The organism is Roseinatronobacter thiooxidans, assembly GCF_001870675.1.
Taxonomy (GTDB): domain Bacteria; phylum Pseudomonadota; class Alphaproteobacteria; order Rhodobacterales; family Rhodobacteraceae; genus Roseinatronobacter; species Roseinatronobacter thiooxidans.
Genome location: NZ_MEHT01000012.1, coordinates 43,541 through 61,988, shown reverse-complemented (window position 1 = coordinate 61,988; position 18,448 = coordinate 43,541). Strand labels below are relative to the sequence as shown.

Annotated in this window: 19 protein-coding genes; 9 read left to right on the top strand and 10 right to left on the bottom strand. The window is 60.2% G+C overall.

Translation table 11 applies throughout. The features are described from left to right. Positions 1-20: 20 nt before the first annotated feature. Complete coding sequence (gene secA / locus BG455_RS07540) at positions 21-2,711, bottom strand: preprotein translocase subunit SecA (protein WP_071469380.1); 2,691 nt, start codon at positions 2,709-2,711, stop codon at positions 21-23. 225 nt (positions 2,712-2,936) lie between these two features. On the opposite strand from secA, the gene BG455_RS07535 reads away from it, so the two are divergent. From BG455_RS07535 to mutT, 3 genes are all read left to right on the top strand, one after another. Then, the gene (locus tag BG455_RS07535; RefSeq protein ID WP_071469433.1) at positions 2,937-3,794 is read left to right on the top strand and encodes a peptidylprolyl isomerase; all 858 of its coding nucleotides are present in this window, start codon (positions 2,937-2,939) and stop codon (positions 3,792-3,794) included. Between the two features lie 69 nt (positions 3,795-3,863). Further along, positions 3,864-5,180, top strand: a complete 1,317-nt coding sequence (gene argJ, locus BG455_RS07530; RefSeq protein ID WP_084386192.1) for a bifunctional glutamate N-acetyltransferase/amino-acid acetyltransferase ArgJ — start codon at positions 3,864-3,866, stop codon at positions 5,178-5,180. Then, positions 5,177-5,575: an 8-oxo-dGTP diphosphatase MutT gene (gene mutT / locus BG455_RS07525; protein ID WP_071469379.1), complete on the top strand. Its 399-nt coding sequence runs from the start codon at positions 5,177-5,179 to the stop codon at positions 5,573-5,575. Before argJ ends, mutT begins: the two co-directional genes overlap by 4 nt. Positions 5,576-5,988: 413 nt before the next feature. Here mutT and BG455_RS07520 read toward each other — a convergent pair whose 3' ends face one another. The 5 genes from BG455_RS07520 to BG455_RS07500 all read right to left on the bottom strand — a co-directional run bounded on the left by BG455_RS07520 (position 5,989) and on the right by BG455_RS07500 (position 9,518). Further along, a complete protein-coding gene (locus BG455_RS07520) occupies positions 5,989-6,183 on the bottom strand; it encodes a Trm112 family protein (RefSeq protein ID WP_071469378.1) in 195 nt (64 codons plus the stop codon). After that, positions 6,180-6,821, bottom strand: coding sequence for an LON peptidase substrate-binding domain-containing protein (locus BG455_RS07515; RefSeq protein WP_071469377.1), 642 nt, complete (start codon positions 6,819-6,821; stop codon positions 6,180-6,182). Before BG455_RS07515 ends, BG455_RS07520 begins: the two co-directional genes overlap by 4 nt. A 27-nt stretch (positions 6,822-6,848) precedes the next feature. After that, complete coding sequence (gene trxA / locus BG455_RS07510; RefSeq protein WP_071469376.1) at positions 6,849-7,757, bottom strand: thioredoxin; 909 nt, start codon at positions 7,755-7,757, stop codon at positions 6,849-6,851. A 64-nt stretch (positions 7,758-7,821) separates the two neighbouring features. Continuing rightward, a complete protein-coding gene (locus BG455_RS07505; protein ID WP_071469375.1) occupies positions 7,822-8,610 on the bottom strand; it encodes an exodeoxyribonuclease III in 789 nt (262 codons plus the stop codon). Between the two features lie 221 nt (positions 8,611-8,831). Beyond that, the gene (locus tag BG455_RS07500) at positions 8,832-9,518 is read right to left on the bottom strand and encodes a response regulator transcription factor (protein WP_071469374.1); all 687 of its coding nucleotides are present in this window, start codon (positions 9,516-9,518) and stop codon (positions 8,832-8,834) included. A 169-nt stretch (positions 9,519-9,687) separates the two neighbouring features. On the opposite strand from BG455_RS07500, the gene ribA reads away from it, so the two are divergent. Further along, the gene (gene ribA, locus BG455_RS07495) at positions 9,688-10,776 is read left to right on the top strand and encodes a GTP cyclohydrolase II (RefSeq protein ID WP_071469431.1); all 1,089 of its coding nucleotides are present in this window, start codon (positions 9,688-9,690) and stop codon (positions 10,774-10,776) included. Further along, positions 10,773-11,282: a L,D-transpeptidase family protein gene (locus tag BG455_RS07490; RefSeq protein ID WP_071469373.1), complete on the top strand. Its 510-nt coding sequence runs from the start codon at positions 10,773-10,775 to the stop codon at positions 11,280-11,282. Before ribA ends, BG455_RS07490 begins: the two co-directional genes overlap by 4 nt. On the opposite strand, the gene BG455_RS07485 is transcribed toward BG455_RS07490, so the two are convergent. The 4 genes from BG455_RS07485 to BG455_RS07475 all read right to left on the bottom strand — a co-directional run bounded on the left by BG455_RS07485 (position 11,279) and on the right by BG455_RS07475 (position 13,481). Continuing rightward, positions 11,279-11,926 carry a YggS family pyridoxal phosphate-dependent enzyme gene (locus BG455_RS07485; RefSeq protein ID WP_071469372.1) on the bottom strand — a complete coding sequence of 216 codons (648 nt, stop codon included), beginning with the start codon at positions 11,924-11,926 and terminating at the stop codon, positions 11,279-11,281. The two genes, BG455_RS07490 and BG455_RS07485, sit on opposite strands and share 4 nt — an antisense overlap. A gap of 6 nt (positions 11,927-11,932) precedes the next feature. After that, entirely contained in the window at positions 11,933-12,211 is a 279-nt protein-coding gene (locus tag BG455_RS07480; protein WP_071469371.1) for a porin, read from the bottom strand. Positions 12,212-12,278: 67 nt separating this feature from the next. After that, positions 12,279-12,425: a hypothetical protein gene (locus BG455_RS17295; protein ID WP_170124752.1), complete on the bottom strand. Its 147-nt coding sequence runs from the start codon at positions 12,423-12,425 to the stop codon at positions 12,279-12,281. Positions 12,426-12,557: 132 nt separating this feature from the next. After that, positions 12,558-13,481, bottom strand: a complete 924-nt coding sequence (locus BG455_RS07475; protein WP_071469370.1) for a porin — start codon at positions 13,479-13,481, stop codon at positions 12,558-12,560. 293 nt (positions 13,482-13,774) lie between these two features. Here BG455_RS07475 and BG455_RS07470 point away from each other — a divergent pair, with 293 nt between their 5' ends. From BG455_RS07470 to holA, 4 genes are all read left to right on the top strand, one after another. Continuing rightward, entirely contained in the window at positions 13,775-14,284 is a 510-nt protein-coding gene (locus tag BG455_RS07470; RefSeq protein WP_071469430.1) for a DUF3576 domain-containing protein, read from the top strand. Positions 14,285-14,367: 83 nt separating this feature from the next. After that, complete coding sequence (leuS, locus tag BG455_RS07465; RefSeq protein WP_071469369.1) at positions 14,368-16,947, top strand: leucine--tRNA ligase; 2,580 nt, start codon at positions 14,368-14,370, stop codon at positions 16,945-16,947. Continuing rightward, positions 16,934-17,422 carry an LPS assembly lipoprotein LptE gene (lptE, locus tag BG455_RS07460; RefSeq protein WP_071469368.1) on the top strand — a complete coding sequence of 163 codons (489 nt, stop codon included), beginning with the start codon at positions 16,934-16,936 and terminating at the stop codon, positions 17,420-17,422. The genes leuS and lptE overlap by 14 nt, the downstream gene beginning before the upstream one ends. Continuing rightward, positions 17,419-18,441 carry a DNA polymerase III subunit delta gene (gene holA, locus BG455_RS07455; RefSeq protein WP_071469367.1) on the top strand — a complete coding sequence of 341 codons (1,023 nt, stop codon included), beginning with the start codon at positions 17,419-17,421 and terminating at the stop codon, positions 18,439-18,441. Before lptE ends, holA begins: the two co-directional genes overlap by 4 nt. Positions 18,442-18,448: the final 7 nt, after the last annotated feature.

Here is an 18,448-nt window from a genome sequence, read left to right as displayed (position 1 = left end):
GTCTTTCTGCTTTGGGCGTATTACAGCACGCTGCCGTGACAGTGCTTGAATTTCTTGCCAGACCCGCAGGGGCAGGGGTCGTTGCGGCCAGGGTTGCCCCAAGTGCTTGGGTCTGTTTCATCAAACCCGTCAATCAGCGGTGCCGGTGGCTGCCCGTCGTTTTCTTGCGCCACGTTCAGCCCTTGTTGCTGCAAGGCAAGCTGCTGCATCATCGCTTTTTGTTCTTCTTCACTTAGCGGGCGGATGCGTGACAGATAGCGCGCGACATCTTCGCGCAGCGAGTTCAGCATCTTCTCGAACAGCAGGAACCCTTCGGCCTTGTATTCGTTCAGCGGGTCTTTTTGCGCATAACCACGGAAGCGCACGGCAGAACGCAGGTGGTCCAGCGTCAGCAGATGTTCGCGCCATTTACGGTCGATCGTTTCCAGCAAAACCTGTTTTTCCAAGTTGCGCAGGGTGTCTTCGCCGAACTGGCGTTGCTTTTCAACCATCAGCGCGTCAGACGCCTCTATCAGCCGTTCGCGCACGACATCCTGATCAACGCCATCCTCTTCGCCCCAGTCCTGCGCGGGCACGTCCAGCCCCAGCTTTTCGCGCACATCATTGCGCAACCCGTCCATATCCCATTGTTCGGCATAGGATTTTGCGGGCATGTAATCGTCGATCACATCATCGATCACCTGATGGCGCATGTCATCCACGATCTCGGACAGATCATCGGCTTCCATAATCTCCAGGCGCTGCTCGAAGATAACGCGGCGCTGGTCGTTCATGACGTTGTCGTATTTCAGCAATTCCTTGCGAATGTCGAAATTGCGCGCCTCGACCTTGCCTTGCGCCTTTTCCAGCGACTTGTTCACCCAGGGGTGCACAATCGCCTCGCCCTCTTTCATGCCAAGGGTGGAAAGCACTTTTTCCAGCCGCTCAGAGCCGAAAATGCGCATCAGGTCATCTTCAAGGCTAAGGAAGAACACCGAACGCCCCGGGTCGCCCTGACGGCCAGAGCGGCCGCGCAGCTGGTTGTCGATCCGGCGGCTTTCGTGGCGTTCTGTGGCCAGCACGAACAACCCGCCTGCGGCCAGAACCTTTTGCTTTTCGTCGGCAACTTCTTCGTCAATGCGGGTGCGTACGTCTGTCGGGTCGGCGTTGGGGTCGGCGGCCAGGGCTTGCAGCACGCGCATTTCCACATTGCCACCCAGCTGAATATCGGTGCCGCGACCGGCCATGTTGGTGGCAATGGTTACCGCGCCCAGACGGCCTGCATCGGCCACAATCTGCGCTTCCTGTTCATGCTGGCGGGCGTTCAGCACGTTATGCGGAATCCCTGCCTTTTTCAGCATCGCCGCCAGTTCCTCGGATTTCTCGATCGAGGTGGTGCCAACAAGAATCGGCTGGCCCTTGGCATGCGCTTCGCGGATTTCTTCCAGCACACCGTCAAGTTTTTCCTTGGCGGTGCGGTAGACCTGATCATGTTCGTCAAGGCGCGAAATCGGCAGGTTGGTGGGGATTTCAACCACCCCCAGATTATAGATTTCGCGGAATTCATCCGCCTCGGTCGAGGCGGTGCCGGTCATGCCGCCTAGTTTTTTATACAGGCGGAAGTAGTTTTGGAAGGTGACAGAGGCATAGGTCACGTTTTCCGGCTGGATGGGCGCGCCCTCTTTCGCCTCGATCGCCTGATGCAGCCCCTCGGACAGGCGACGCCCCACCATCATGCGGCCTGTGAATTCGTCAATCAGCACCACTTGCCCGTCGCGGACAATATAGTTCTGGTCCTTGTGGAACAGTTTATGCGCCCGCAGCCCCTGATTGACATGATGCACCAGCGAGGTGGATTCAGGGTCATAGAGCGATTGTTCTTCGGGCAGAAAGCCTGCCTCGTGCAATTTCGCCTCGATGAATTCATTGCCTTCATCGGTCAGGGTGGCGTTGCGGATTTTTTCGTCAATCGTGTAATGTTCGGGCTGAAGCAACGGGATCAGGCCGTTGACCTTCACATACAGGTCAGACTTGTCTTCGGCAGGGCCAGAGATGATCAGCGGTGTGCGCGCCTCGTCAATCAGGATCGAGTCGACTTCGTCCACGATGGCAAAGAAATGCCCGCGCTGGTTCATCTCCTCGCGGCGCATGCGCATATTGTCGCGCAGGTAGTCAAAGCCCAATTCGTTATTGGTGGCATAGGTCACATCGGCGGCATAGGCGTCTTTCTTCTCGGCGTCGGGTTGCTGCGAATAGACAACACCGCAGCGCATGCCCAGACGCGCAAAGACCTTGCCCATCCATTCCGAGTCGCGCTTGGCCAGATAGTCGTTAACTGTGACGACATGCACGCCTTCGCCTGTCAGGGCATTCAGATAGGCGGGCAGGGTGGCCACAAGGGTTTTGCCTTCGCCTGTTTTCATCTCGGCAATATTGCCCCGGTGCAGAAAGATCCCGCCGATCAACTGCACATCAAAGGCGCGCAGGCCAAGCGCACGGCGCGCCCCCTCGCGGCAATTGGCAAAGGCTTCGGGCAGCACAGCGTCAAGGCTTTCGCCGTTTGCCACGCGTTTTTTCAGCTCGTCGGTTTTTTCGACCAACTGCGCATCCGACATGGCTTGAAATTCCGGCTCCAGCGCGTTGATCTGTGCAACCAGCGGGCGCACAGTCTTGACCTTGCGGTCATTCGACGTGCCAAAAACCTTCTTCGTGATCGATCCAAGACCCAGCATGCGCCCTCTGCCCTCTAATACCTAAAAGCGGACAGATATCCTGCCGCTAACCATTTCGTCATGGTCTGTCGCAGGTGCCGGGGTTGTCGGCACGCGCAGGCTTCCATAGAAGGGCAGGTGAACCGCACGGCCCCCAATACGCAGTCAGACCTCTCTGCGATGTAATGGGCGGCCCCAAAAGTGTCAACGATGCGCGCCCGCCGCGCCCTGCAAGGAGATGGAAATATGGCTGGAATTTCGCGATTCAGCGTGGCTGTGGCCGCAGTGATGGCCTTTGGCGCGCCCGTGTTGGCACAATCGGACCCCACGCGCGACACGATCCTTGCCACGGTTAATGGCACCGAGATTACTTTGGGGCATCTGTTGGCGGCCCGCGACACCTTGCCAGAGCAGTTTCGCCAGATGCCCGGCGAAGCGCTGTTCGGGCCGCTGGTCGAACAGCTGATTGAACAGACCGCCATCATGCAGCAGGCCGAAGGCACCCTGACCGCGCGCGAACAGATCGCCTTCGAGAATGAGCAGCGCGCCTTTATCGCCAATGCTGCCCTGACCCGCGCCGCAGAAGCGGCGCTGAGCGAAGAGAATATCAACGAAGCCTACACAGCCTTTGTCACCGAATTTGACGGGCGAGAGCCGACACCGGAATTCAACGCCTCGCATATCATTGTCGAAACCGAGGCAGAGGCCGCAGCGCTGCGCGCCCAGCTGGATGACGGGGCCGATTTTGCTGACCTTGCGCGCGAACATTCCATGGATGGGGCCGCAGCCGGTGGCGGGTCTTTGGGCTGGTTCGGTCTGGGCGCCATGATCCCGGAATTTGAACAAGCTGTGCAATCGCTGGAAATCGGCGCGTATCTTGGCCCGTTGGAAACCCAGTTCGGCTGGCATCTGGTGCTGTTGAACGACACGCGCATGTCGTCCGCGCCCGCACTGGAAGAGGTGCGCGAGGCATTGGCTGAAAACCTGCAACGCGAAGCGGCACAAGCGGCGCTGGCCAGCGCCACGGAAGCGGCCAGCATCGAGCGCAACTATGAGGGCCTTGACGCATCGATCCTGTCGCGCAGTGACCTTCTGGACGACTGATCCGCTGCGGTGTAGGACTGGCAAATACCGGCCTGACCCTTGGGCCGGCCTTTGTCATGGAGCATCGGGATGGGCGCGAAAAAGAAGCTCAAACGCAAGATCAAATCGCTGAAGGCCGCAGAGCAGGCGCAACCGGCCCCTGCGGCGAAAACGCCGCTTGTGTCGCCCTTGGCGCCTGCGTCTTTTCCTGACCTGCCCGTGATCAAGGGCGCACGTTTCGCTACGGTGGCGGCGGGCGTGCGCTACAAGGGGCGCACCGATGTGTTGCTGGCCCAGCTGGATGCAGGCACGGTTATGGCGGGCACCTTCACCCGCTCTGCCACACGCGCAGCGTCGGTGCTGGATGCGCAGGCCAAGATTGCGGGCGACAGTGCAGAGGGGGCGTGCATTCTGGTCAATTCCGGCAATGCCAATGCTTTCACAGGGGCAAAGGGGCAGGAATCGGTCACTGAAATTTGCCGCGCTGTTGCGGAAAAATCTGGCTTGCCGCAAGCGCGCGTGTTCACCTCCTCCACTGGGGTGATTGGCGAGGCACTGCCACATGAGCGGATCATCACTGCGCTGGATGAACTGGTGAACGGTCTGGATGAAAACGGCCTGCCCGCGGCCGCCCGCGCCATCATGACGACCGACACATTCCCCAAAGGTGCGGCGGCAACAGTCGAGATTGACGGCCAGTTGGTGCAGATTGCGGGCATTGCCAAAGGCTCTGGCATGATTGCGCCGGATATGGCCACAATGCTGGTTTATATCTTTACCGATGCCAAGATCGCGCGTCCGGTGTTGCAGGCGATGGTGTCAAAACTGACCGATCGCAGCTTCAACTGCATTACAGTCGATAGCGACACATCAACCTCTGACATGCTGCTGGTTGCGGCCACAGGGCAGGCCAGCGGGCCCGCGATTGTGGACGCGGGCAGCGATGCGGCCAAAGCCTTTGGCGCGGCGTTGGGGGATGTCATGCGTGATCTGGCTCATCAGGTGGTGCGCGATGGCGAAGGGGCGACCAAGTTTATCGAAGTGGCGGTTACAGGCGCGCGGTCTGAGGATGATGCGCGCAAAGTGGCCTTTGCGATTGCCAATTCGCCGCTGGTCAAAACCGCCGTCGCGGGCGAAGATCCGAATTGGGGGCGCATTGTCATGGCTGTGGGCAAATCAGGGGCCGAGGCGGACCGCGACCGCCTGTCCATCCGCTTTGGCCCGCATCTGGTGGCCGCGCATGGGCAGGTTGCACCAAGCTATGCCGAAGAAATTGGCGCAAGCTACATGAAAGGGCAAGAGCTGGTGATCGGGGTAGATATGCGTTTGGGCAGTGGCGCTGCCACGGTCTGGACCTGCGATCTGACCAACCGATATATCGAGATCAACGCGGATTACAGGTCGTGAAAACTGTATTGGTTGCCGCCGTTGCGCTGGTAGATGCCGATGGGCGTGTCCTGCTGGCGCAACGCCCCGAAGGCAAGGCGATGGCCGGGCTTTGGGAATTTCCCGGTGGCAAGATCGAGGCGGGCGAAACCCCCGAACTGGCGCTGATACGCGAATTGCAGGAAGAACTGGGCATAGACACATGGGCCAGCTGTCTGGCCCCGCTGACTTTTGCCAGCCATTCCTATGATGATTTTCATCTGCTGATGCCGCTGTTCATCTGCCGGAAATGGGACGGGCAAGTATCCAGCCGAGAGGGGCAGGCGCTGAAATGGGTGCGGCCAGTTGATCTGCGCAATTACCCCATGCCTGCGGCGGATATTCCGCTGATTCCCATCTTGCGCGACTGGCTGTAACCGCGCACGCCACGTTATTTGCCTGCTTTGGAAACAATAGCGATCTCTAATGTTAATTGTTCTGATGCTTTGCCTGGAAAATAGCGGCAAAGATAAAAACATGGTTAAAATAAGATGAAATTCGTCAAATTTCTTGGCTGCCTTGCAGTTTCACGCCATATTCAACTTACACAAAGCAGGGCAACAGAATGATCTGCACAATTCATATCGCTAAGTACATTACTGCACAGGGTGTGTTTGTTCGCAAACTTGCAAACGGGCACATCGTTATTCGGGCAGGTCAGAATTTGCTGACAGGACGCCCGATCTCCAAGCGCGCCGCCTGAACACCGGCGTGTGGGTTTCTACTCGGAACGCCCTGACCATTGGTCAGGGCGTTTTACTTTTTCATGGGGTCTAGTCCAGACGAGCGATTAGTCGATCTCGCGCGCCTCATCCACCAGCATGATGGGAATGCCATTGCGAATGGGGAATGCCAGATGCGCCGCCTTTGAAACAAGCTCTTGGCGCTGCGAATCGTAATTCAGCCGCCCGTTTGTCACAGGACAGACCAACGCCTCCAGCATGTGACGGTTGATAAGCCGGTCATCGGGCGGGGTGTCGGTCATTGTACCATCTCGTCATCGCCGCCATGCAGGCCAAATTCCATCAGCATGACCAAAGTCTCGCGGCGCGTTTCCAGTGACGGGGCTTCCAGCAGCGCTTGTTTGTCATCCGGCTCGAACGGGCAGAGCATGGAGAGGGAGTTGATCAGCAACTCATCCTCTGCATCGGTCAGACTGCCCCAATCGGTGGACAGTTGGTGCATTGAGAAAAAGCGCTTCAACAGGTCGAAAAATCTGGTGCGGTCCAGCCCCGGATCGGTTTCTTCCTGGCCTTGGTCGCGCGTAAAATCTGCCCAATCCACCTCTGTCCGGCGATAGGGGGCAAAACCAGCAACTTCCTTGCGGACTCTGAAGCGTGAAATCCCTGTCAGGGTAATCAGATAGCGCCCGTCTTCTGTTTCGGAAAACGCTGTCAGACGGCCTGCGCAGCCGATGCTGTGCAGGGTCTTCTCATCGCTGCCGGGCAGGTCGCGCGACTGGATCATGCCAATCAGACGCTGCGGTGTTTTCATGCAATCTTCGATCATTGCGAGATAACGCGGCTCGAATATATGCAGCGGCACGCGGGCGCGCGGCAAGAGCAGCGCGCCCGGAAGCGGAAAGATCGGGATTACATCGGGCAGGTCTTTTATACGCGTCATGGCAAGGTACCTAATCCGTTCGTGTGATCAGGCAAATATCATCGAGCTTAAACGACGGCGGCTTTTGGCGACCAGAGGATCAGTGGGTTTGAGCGCGTCAAAAATCGTGAAAAGCTGCGTTTTGGCGGCACTGTCGTTCCAGTCGCGGTCGCGGCGGAACAGTTCCAGCAAATGCTCTATCGCGTCTTCGACCTGACCTGCCGCATAGAGGGCCTGCGCCAGTTCAAAGCGGGCCTGATGGTTGTCGCCATCCGCTTCAACCGTTGCGCGCAATTCATCCACCGGGCCTGCCTTTTCTGCCTGCCGTGCCAGCGCAAGTTTTGCGCGCGCGGCATCAACTTCGGGGCTGTTGGCCATATCGGGGTGGCCATTGGCCAGCAGCGCTTCGGCCTGATCCAGACTGCCGCCTGCGATTTGTGCGCGCACCAAGCCGCCAAAGGCGCGGGCATTGGTTTCTTCCTGCCCCAGCACCGCTGCAAATATCTGCGCGGCATCTGTGACCGCGCCTTGTTCCAGCATTTCTTCGGCTTCGTCCAGTGCGGCCCCCAAGCCGCCATCATCGCCCGACAGCGCGGCCAGTTTGGTGACAAATTCTTTCAGGGCCGATGGCGGTTGCGCCCCCTGAAAGGCATCGACCGGCTGGCCCTGAAAAAACGCATAGACCGTGGGGATCGACTGCACCCGCAATTGGCCGGCGATGTTCTGGTTCTCATCGACATTGATCTTGACCATGCGCACCTTGCCTTTGGCTGCGCGCACTTCGGCTTCCAATGCGGGGCCAAGGGTCTTGCACGGGCCGCACCACGGTGCCCAGAAATCGACGATCACCGGCACGGTCTGGCTGGCCTCGATCACTTGTGCCATGAAGTCGCGCTCTGACCCGTCGGTGATCAGGTTTGCATCTTCGTTTGCAGGTCCAGTCCCAAATTCCAGCATGTCTACCCTCATCGGTTAATCATTTGCAGCCTATATGGGCTGTGAAAGCATAAAGGGAAAGGGGTCACACCTCAAAGCTGGCAAAGACGGGCGCGTGGTCTGAGGGTTGCGTCCAGCCGCGCGCGTCGCGCAGGATGCGCGAGCCATGCGCGCCCGCTGCAATGTCACCGCTGGCCCAGATATGGTCCAGCCTGCGGCCCTTGTCGGCGGTGTCCCAGTCGCGCGCGCGATAGGACCACCAAGAATATAACAGCCCCTCTGGAATGTCCTGCCGTGTAATATCCACCCAGTTGCCTGCATCCTGCACATCACCCAGATGCGCCACTTCGACTGGCGTATGCGAGACGATTTTCAAAAGTTGCTTATGCGACCAGACATCATCTTCGCGCGGCGCGATGTTCAGATCCCCCACAAGGATGGACTTGGCAGGGCGCGAGTCGCGGAAATGGTCGCGCATCTCGGTCAGTGTGTCCAGCTTGTGGCCGAATTTCTCGTTCACCTCGCGGTCGGGCACATCGCCACCGGCAGGGATATAACAGTTGTGAATGGTCACGCCATTTTCCAGCCTGCCTGCCACATGGCGCGCATCCCCACGCCCGCACCAGTCGATATGGCCCGCATCTTCAAGCGGTAAGCGCGACAGGATCGCCACGCCATTATACCCTTTTTGCCCGCGCGCCACCCAATGACCGTAACCTGCCTGCGCAAACAGATCGAAGGGAATGTTCTCGACCGGGCTTTTGCATTCTTGCAGACACAGAATGTCGGGCGATTCCTCTTGCAAGAGTTTCAGCACAAGATCGGCCCGCAGACGGACCGAGTTGATGTTCCATGTCGCAAGGGTAAATTTCATTGAAAGGCTCCGTTGGCTGCGCCCCACTAGATGCACGGACACAGCGCGCGCGACAACCCGAAAGCCGACAGAAAAAGACCGGGCACAAGGCCCGGCCAGTCAAGAGGGAGGAGGAGCTGCGCCACATCCCGGCGCAAAAGGGAGAGGAGTTAAGAAGAAAATCGCTTCATGCAGCAACTATCGCAATCCGGTTTGGCCCCGATATGGCGTACAAAAGGCAATTATGAGGCAAGTCTATAGCCGCCCGACTCGGTCACCAGCAGGGTTACATTTGTGGGGTCCGGCTCGATCTTCTGGCGCAGGCGGTAGATATGCGTTTCCAGTGTGTGGGTGGTGACGCCTGCATTATAGCCCCAGACTTCGTGCAGCAGCACATCGCGCGGGACCACGCCATCGGGGGCGCGATACAGGAATTTCAGAATATTGGTTTCCTTCTCGGTCAGCCTGATCTTGCGCTCGTTTTCGTCAATCAACATTTTCTGCGCAGGTTTGAACAGATAGGGGCCAAGCTGGAAAACGGCATTTTCCGACTGTTCATGCTGGCGCAACTGGGCGCGCAGCCGTGCCAGCAGAACCGGCAGTTTGAAGGGTTTGGTAATGTAGTCATTCGCGCCCGAATCCAGCCCCAGAATGGTGTCGGCATCTGAATCATGCCCTGTCAGCATAATGACGGGCGATTTGAAGCCTGCCTTGCGCATGCGCTTGCACAATTCGCGCCCGTCCGTGTCGGGCAGGCCCACATCCAGAATGGCCATGTCGAACTGGCCTGCGCGCACCTGTTCCATGGCTTCCGCGCCATTGGCGGCCTCGAACACGTCGAATTCATCTGTCATGACCAACTGCTCTGACAATGCTTCGCGCAGGTCGTCGTCATCATCTACCAGCAGGATTTTATTCAGCTTTGCCATTGTGTCACCTTTGTTTGTTCTGTTGTGAACAGATGCGGGGCAGGGGCGCGGTAAACAAGATTTGCAACAAAACTCTCACGCGGTCGTGTCAAAATGCGGCTGATTGTTTCAATTCTGACAAAGGCGGGCTACATCATGAACGGTCACAGTTCCGAAAATGGTGGATCACATGGCGCTTGGCCTGACCCTTGTTGAAAAAATCAACCGCGCGCGCGCCGATATGCGGCTTGGGGTGCCGGTTGTGCTGCATGGCCCTGATGGTTACGCACTGGCTCTTGCCGCCGAGGTGGTGACGCCTGCGCGGCTGGCCGATTTGCGGGGCCTGGGCAAGGGGCTGGTGCTGGCGCTGACACGCCACCGCGCCGAGACATTGAAGGCCCGCGCCTATGACGGCGATCTGGCGCGCGTGATGGTGCCTGCCGATATGGGCTGCGACTGGCTGCGCGCGCTGGCCGATCCGGCCGATGATCTGCGCCACCCGATGAAAGGCCCGCTGATGACCCTGCGCGACGGGCAGGCCGATCTGCACCGCGCGGCGCTGGCGCTGGTGAAATCGGCGCAACTTTTGCCCGCTGTACTGGTTCTGCCGCTGGACAACACGGCTGGTGTGGATGTTTTCGGCCTGACCATGTTGGACGCAGAACAGTTGCGCGCGGAACTCAGGCGCGAAACCGTGCTGTCTCCGGTGATCAATGCGCGCCTGCCGATGGTGGCGGCGCAGGCGGGGCGGGTGCATATTTTCCGCCCGCGCGATGGGGGCGAGGAACATTACGCCATCGAAATCGGCCAGCCCGACCGCACGCAGCCCGTCTTGGCGCGGCTGCATTCGGCCTGTTTCACGGGCGATGTTTTGGGCAGCCTGAAATGCGATTGCGGCCCGCAACTGCAAGCCGCCCTTGCGCAGATGGGGCGCGAGGGGGCGGGGGTCTTGCTGTACCTTAATCAGGAAGGGCGCGGCATTGGCCTTGCCAACAAGATGCGCGCCTATTCGCTGCAAGATCAGGGCTTTGACACGGTCGAGGCCAACCACCGGCTGGGGTTCGAGGATGACGAGCGGGATTTTCGCATTGGCGCGGGCCTGCTGCGCACCATGGGGTTTGAGCAGGTGCGCCTGCTGACCAACAACCCCCGCAAGGTGGATATGCTGAATGCCCATGGCCTGCGCGTGGTGGAACGTGTGGCGCTGCGGGTGGGCGAAACTGATGAGAACCGCGCCTATCTGGCCACAAAAGCCGCGAAATCGGGGCATTTCCTGTGACGCCGGCGGATATGGTGCTGACGCGGCAGGGGCTGCGGTTTCTGGGGCGGGTGTTGCCGTGTACCATCGGGCGGGGCGGTGTGACGCGCGACAAGCGCGAAGGCGACGGGGCGACGCCTGTGGGGGTGCACCGCATCGTTGGCATGCTCTACCGGCCCGACCGCATGGTGCGGCCTGCCGATTGGGCGCTGCCCCTTGGCCCGCGCGACCTGTGGTCGGATGACCCGCGGCACGAGGATTACAACCTGATGGTGCGCGCCCCCTATCCCCATAGCCACGAGCGGCTGTCGCGCGCGGACCCGATGTATGATCTGATCATTCTGACAGGCTGGAACTGGCCGCGCGCGGAACGCGGGCGCGGATCGGCCATTTTCATTCACCAATGGCGCAGACCGGGCGCGCCCACAGCGGGCTGTATCGGGCTGTCACGGCAGGATTTGCGCAGCATTGCGCCGCTGATCCGCTACACCACGCGGCTGATCGTGCCGGACGCTTTGGCCGATTAACGCCGCGCGCCGAATATGGCAGAGCCGACGCGCACATGCGTGGCCCCATGCGCTATCGCCACTTCGAAATCGTCGCTCATGCCCATTGACAGCGCGTCCAGCCCGTTGCGCGCGCCAATGCGGGCCAGATGCGCGAAATGGGGGGCGGGGTCTTCGTCCACAGGGGGGATGCACATCACCCCGATGATGGGCAGGTCCAGCGCGCGGGCATCTTTGATAAATCCATCGGCATCTTCGGGCAGGATACCTGCCTTTTGCGGCTCTGCCCCTGTGTTGACCTGCACAAACATCTGCGGGCATTGGCCCATCTCCTGCGCCAGTCGGGCGAAGGTCTGGGCCAGTTTGGGGCGGTCCAGCGAATGGATGGTCTGGAACAACTCCATCGCCTGACGGGCCTTGTTGCTTTGCAGCGGCCCCAGCAGATGCAACTCTACCTCGGCAAATGTTTCGCGCCAGCGCGGCCATTTTCCGGCGGCTTCCTGCACGCGGTTTTCGCCGAACAGGCGGTGGCCTGCCTCCAGTACGGGCAAAACGCGGTCTTCGGGCTGTTCCTTGGACACAGCGATCAACTGCACAACCCCGCTTGGGCGCTGTGCCGCAGCTTCAGCCGCCGCGATTCGGGCGCCGATCTCATTCAGGGGCATGCGGGCTTATTCTCCGATAAAGACACTGGGCGACTTGGGGCGCTGTGTGTCGGGGTCAAGCCTGAACGCGGCCCCGAAGCGCACACCGCCATCGGTTTCGCCGGTGAATTCAAATTTCAGCCGTGCGCGGGCGGTCATGCGCAGCCCGTTTTCGCGCTGCTGTGCCCAATCGGGGGCGCGGTCATAGACCAGCCCCATCCGCGCATCGCCCGAAATCTTTGGCCCAAGCCCATCGGCATGGGCGGGCAGGGCAAGAAACATCAGGGCAAACAGGGCGCGGTACATGGGGGGCCTTTTCGAATCGCGTATATGGGCAAGTCTGACGTGCAAAGAGCCTGCATGCAAGACTGGCCTAGCGGGGGCCAAGCCTGCGCACGTCTTGCCCTGCGCCGACAAACACGCCGCCAACCCCGTCCAGCGCGGCAGATGTGGTTTCGCACCCTGTCAGCAAAAAGGCGCCAAGGATCATGCCAAATACAGAAGATTTACACAGTGTCATGCGGCCTGCCTTCGATATTTTGAGTTGGCACAAGATACCCGCATTTGCAGGGGCGTGTGAAGAGTTCCACGCATAAAAAGAAAAGAGCGGGCAAATGCCCGCTCTTTCCGTAAACACTCTGATCCGGTTGGATTAGAATGTGAATGCCAGACCCATGTCTGCGCGAGTTCTGCTTTTGACGTCAGCATCGAAGTTTGTGTTGACGATGCCGCCCTTCAGAGATGCGCCGCCGCCAAGGTCATAGCTTGCGCCAATGCCGATGTGACGGTCTTTGTTGAAGTCTTGACGACCGAATGCAGAAACGGTCACAGCGTCGAATGTGCCGCTTGCGCTCAGACCATACTGGTTAGCATTGTCTGCACCGCTTTGTGTCAGACGGCCATACATTGCTTTGACCGAAATGCCGTCAATTGCGTATGCTGCGCTGATAACACCGTGTGTACGGGTTGCAGCTGGACCACCTGTCTCACGCTCGGCACCCAGACCGACTGTGAAGCCTTCGAAGGTGTAACCTGCACCAATCGCTGCAACTTTCAGGTCATTTGAAGGGTTGGTGTGCGAGATTGCAACAGTGAAACCTTCGATGGTGTAATCGTAGCGTGCTGTTGGACGCAGACTGCCAGTATTGCCCAGATATGTGAATTCGTTCCGGTCACCCAGACCTGTCAAACCAACGCCATGCAGGTCGCCAGTAACTTGCTCTGTCGCGCCATTTGTGTCGCCCATTGTCAGGCGGCCGAATTCACCCGAGATGAACACAGAACCAGCGCTACCGAAAGCAGCACCTGGAGTCACAGCGTCTTCAAACTCGTCTTCTGTAAAGTCAACGCCGATCAGCGAGTTGTCAGCGCGGAAGCTGGCACCGAATGCCATGCCGCTGTCTGTTTCGCCGGACAGTGTGAAGGTTACGCGAGCGCGGCTTGTGAAGCCTGCTTTGTTGTCTGCTGTGTTGTCGTATGTAACGCCCATGCGTGCGTCACCGGACAGTGTTACGTCAGCAGCAGCTACACCAGCGGACAGCGTCAGAACTGTGGTGGCAAGAAGAAGCTTTTTCATCTTTTTTCCCTCGTTATCTAAGGAGTTTCCTCGCCTCACCAGTCGCGGCGAGGTCTGAGCCTGTTTCATCTTTTCGGGGGGGTTTTTCAAGACAAAGCGAATTGCCCTGTTCGGAAGGGCGCGGACATGGTGCAGAATTGTCACGCCCTGTTGCCCAAGCTGTGGCTTGTGCCCCGTCGCGCGGCTCATATACACGGCCCCAGCGCCGCCCGCAGCAGCTTTGCATGCTACACTCTTGTTCCAAAGCGGTGAACAAGTTAGAGATTACGATACGTCTATAAGGGATGGTTGCAATGAATTATAAAAGCGCAGCGCGCGTGACCACTGTATTGGGCCTGACATTTGTTCTGGCAGGCTGCGGCGGCGGGTTTGGCGGTTTCTTGCAGGGCGGCGAACGCTCTCGGGCAGAGGCGGCGGAAATCCACGCGCGCGAACGCGGCGGGGCGGGGCCAAACCGCCAGTCCACCGTGTGGGATCTGTTCTCGAACGCGCAGCCCCCCGGCCAGACGGTCGAGGTGAACCGCTATTTGTGGAATGCTTCGTTGGAGATTCTGGACTTTTTGCCGATCCAGTCGGTTGACCCGTTCTCTGGTGTGATTGTCACAGGCTTTGGCACGCCGCCGGGTGGCGGGCGCGCATACCGTGCCGCGATTCTGGTCAATGACCCCGCGCTTGATGCGCGTTCGCTGAATGTGGCGCTGATGACATCCAGCGGCCCTGCCAGCCGCGAGACGATTCGCGCGGTGGAGGATGCGATCCTGACCCGCGCACGCCAGTTGCGGATACGCGACCGCGGTCTGTGATCTGGACCTTGGTGTAGCACAGCGTTAAAGATGCCGGGCCGGTCGCGCCCGGCCTTTTTCATTGCCCAGCCACAGGAAACACCATGTCCAGCCAGAATGACGCGCGCTACACACCGCAAGCCATTGAAATAAAATGGCAACAGGCGTGGGAGGCAGCACATGCCTTTACCGCGCAGCGCGACCCCGCGCGCGAAAAGTATTATGTGCTGGAAATGTTTCCCTACCCTTCGGGGCGGATTCACATGGGCCATGTGCGCAACTATACGATGGGCGATGTGGTGGCGCGCTATAAATCTGCTGTGGGGTTTTCGGTGCTGCACCCTATGGGCTGGGACGCTTTCGGCATGCCCGCCGAGAATGCCGCGATGGAACAGGGCGGCCACCCCAAGGACTGGACCTATGGCAACATCGCCGTGATGCGCGACCAGATGAAGCCCCTTGGCCTGTCCATTGACTGGACCCGCGAATTCGCCACCTGCGACCCCGAATATTACGGCCAGCAACAGGCCATGTTCATTGATATGCTGGAAGCGGGTTTGGTCTACCGCAAGAATGCCGTGGTGAACTGGGACCCGGTGGATATGACTGTGCTGGCCAATGAACAGGTGATCGATGGCAAGGGCTGGCGTTCGGGCGCGGAAGTGGAGCGGCGCGAGCTGACGCAATGGTTCTTCAAGATTTCCGACTATTCCGAGGAATTGCTGGATGCGCTGGACGGGCTGAAAGACTGGCCCGAAAAAGTGCGCCTGATGCAGCGCAACTGGATCGGCCAGTCGCGGGGGTTGCAATTCGCGTTCGGGGCGGTGAATGCGCCCGAGGGGTTTGACCGGATCGAGGTGTATACCACGCGCCCTGACACGCTGCTGGGGGCGTCTTTCGTGGGCATTTCGCCCGACCACCCGCTTGCGCGGCATCTGGAACGCCATGACAGCGCGGTGGCCGAATTTGTGGCCGAGTGCCGCAAGATCGGCACCACCGAGGAAGCGCTGGAAAAGGCCGAAAAGCGCGGGTTCGACACCGGCATTCGCGTGCGCCATCCGTTTGATAATGATTGGGAATTGCCGGTTTACATCGCCAATTTCATCCTGATGGATTACGGCACAGGTGCCATTTTCGGCTGCCCCGCCCATGACCAGCGCGACCTTGATTTCGCGCGCAAATACGGCTTGCCGCATCCGGATGTGTTTGTCGCACTCGAAGATGATGCGCCGGTGGACACCGTCGCTTTTGTGCCGCCCAAGACAGAGCCTGTGCGCTATATCCGTGGCTTTGCGGGCGACGCGGTGCAGACCGGCGCAGATGCCGTGGATGCTGCAATCGCCTTGTGCGAATCGCGCGGCGTGGGGCATGGGGTGACGAATTACCGCCTGCGCGACTGGGGCCTGTCGCGCCAGCGCTACTGGGGCTGCCCGATTCCGGTGGTGCATTGTGCCACCTGTGGCGTGGTGCCAGAGAAGAAAGAAAATCTGCCTGTCGCATTGCCCTATGACGAAGATGGCACGCCGATTGATTTCAGCGTCCCCGGCAACCCGCTGGACCGCCACCCAAGTTGGCGTGACTGCGCCTGCCCCAAATGCGGCGCGCCCGCGCGGCGCGAAACCGACACGATGGACACATTTGTGGATTCGTCATGGTATTACGCGCGCTTCACCTCGCCGCATTCTGACACGCCCACCAATGCCGAAGATGCCGCCTATTGGATGAATGTGGACCAGTATATCGGCGGGATCGAGCATGCGATTCTGCACCTGCTGTATTCGCGCTTCTTTGCCCGCGCGATGGTGAAAACCGGCCATCTGCCCGAATCCGCGTCCGAGCCGTTCAATGCCCTGTTCACCCAAGGCATGGTCACGCATGAGATTTACCAGACGCAAGACGCCAAGGGCCGCGCGGTCTATCACCTGCCCGAAGATGTCGAAGATGGAAAATTGAAAGCCACGGGCGAGGCTGTGCGCATCATCCCTTCGGCCAAAATGTCGAAATCCAAGAAAAACGTGGTCGATCCGGTTAATATCATTCAGGCCTTCGGGGCCGACACGGCGCGGTGGTTCGTCTTGTCCGACAGCCCGCCCGAACGCGATGTGGAATGGACCAGCGCGGGGGCAGAGGCGGCGTTCAAGCACCTCTCGCGCGTCTGGCAGTTGTCGGACCGAATCGCTGCCATGCCCGATGACACCACCACCGATGCCGACACAGACCTGTTGCGCGCCATGCACCGCGCGATTGCAGATGTGACAAAGGCCATCGAGAATTTCGCCTTCAACAAGGCGATTGCCGAACTCTATGCCTTCACCAACACGCTGTCGAAAGCGCAGGCCAGCGGCGCGGCACAGCAAACCGCCATGCGCACGCTGGCGCAGCTTATGGCCCCGATGGTGCCGCATCTGGCCGAAGATATCTGGGCGCGCCAAGGGGGGGCGGGTCTGGTGGCGCAAGCCCCCTGGCCACAGGCCGACCCCGCCATGCTGGTGCGTGACACAGTGGTTCTGCCCATCCAGATCAATGGCAAGCGCCGCTCCGAGATCGAGGTGCCTGCCGATTTGCCCAAGGAAGAGGTTGAAAAACTGGCGCTGGCAGATGATGCTGTCATCAAGGCTTTGGCGGGTGGCGTGCCCAAAAAGCTGATCGTCGTGCCGGGGCGCATTGTGAATGTTGTTGTCTGATCGCAGAACCCTGTTGCTGTCTCTCGCGGCCCTGCCGCTGGCTGCGGCATGCGGCTTCAGCCCGGCCTATGCGCCGGGCGGGGCAGGGCAGGCATTGCGCGGGCAGGTCCGCGCCGCAGATCCGGTGCAGTCGCGCGATTTCGACTTTGTCGCAGCTTTGGAAGACCGGCTTGGCCGGCCCACGGCCCCGCGCTTCGATCTGAGCTACACCCTCACCACGTCCGAGCGCGGTGCCGCGCGCGTCGCCGGTCTGGGCGAGACGCGCATCACCCTGTTCGGCACCTTGGCCTATCAGTTGACCGATAGCGCGACAGATGCGCTGGTCACCGAAGGGCGTCTGCGCAACTTCACCAATTATTCCACCACCGACACCCAGCTTGCCACCCTGCGCGCCAGAGAAGACGCCGAGGCGCGGTTGATGCGCATCCTCGCAGATCAGGTCGTGGCGCGGCTGATTGCGGCGCTGTCTGAATGAAGCTGAACGCCCGCGATCTGGCCCGGCTGATTGCCAAGCCCGACCCCCAGCTTGCCGGTATCCTGATTTTCGGGCAGGACGCCATGCGCGTGGCGCTGAAACGGCAGGAACTGGTTGCCGCCATCATCGGCCCGCAGGGCGAGGGCGAAATGCGGCTGGACCGTATGCCCGCCAGCGAGGTGCGAAAGGCAGGTGCGCAGCTTCTGGACGCGGTCAAGGCGCAGGGCTTCTTTCCCGGCCCCCGCGCCGTGCTGGTTGAGGAGGCCACTGATCTGGCACATGACGCCATTGCCAGCGCGCTCAAGGACTGGCGCGCAGGCGATGCGCAGCTTGTGGTGACGGGTGGCGCGCTGAAAGCCACCTCGAAGCTGCGCAAACTGTTCGAGGGGGCAAGGAATGCGGGCGCGGTCGCGCTGTATGACGAGCCGCCCTCGCGCGAGGAAATCGAGGCAGCGTTGCGCAAGGCAGGGCTGGCGCAGACCGGCGCGGAGGCCATGCGCGATCTGGTGGCGCTGTCGCGCGCCCTTGATCCCGGCGATTTCCGCCAGACGCTGGAGAAGATCGCGCTGTATAAGCACGGCGACCAAAGCCCGCTGACACCGGACGATATTGCCGCCGTGGCCCCCTCCAGCACCGAAGCGGTTGTCGATGACCTGCTGCATGCTGTGGCCGACGGGCAGTCTGCCCAAATCGGCCCGCTTCTGGTGCGGTTGCAAGCGCAAGGCGTGCAAGCGGTCACTCTGGCCATTATGGCCATGCGCCATTTCCGCAGCCTGCATGCCATGAGTTGCGACCCCGGCGGCCCTGCGGCAGGCATACAGCGTATGCGCCCGCCCATTTTCGGCCCGCGGCGCGACCGGCTGTTGGCGCAGGCGCAGGCATGGGGGCTGCCCCGGCTGGAACGCGCATTGGGCGAGTTGATCGAGGCCGATCTGACCTTGCGCTCGGCTTCAAACGCGCCCAGCATGGCTGTGATCGAACGCGCGCTGATCCGGCTGGCCATGCTGGCGCGGCGCTAGAGTATCG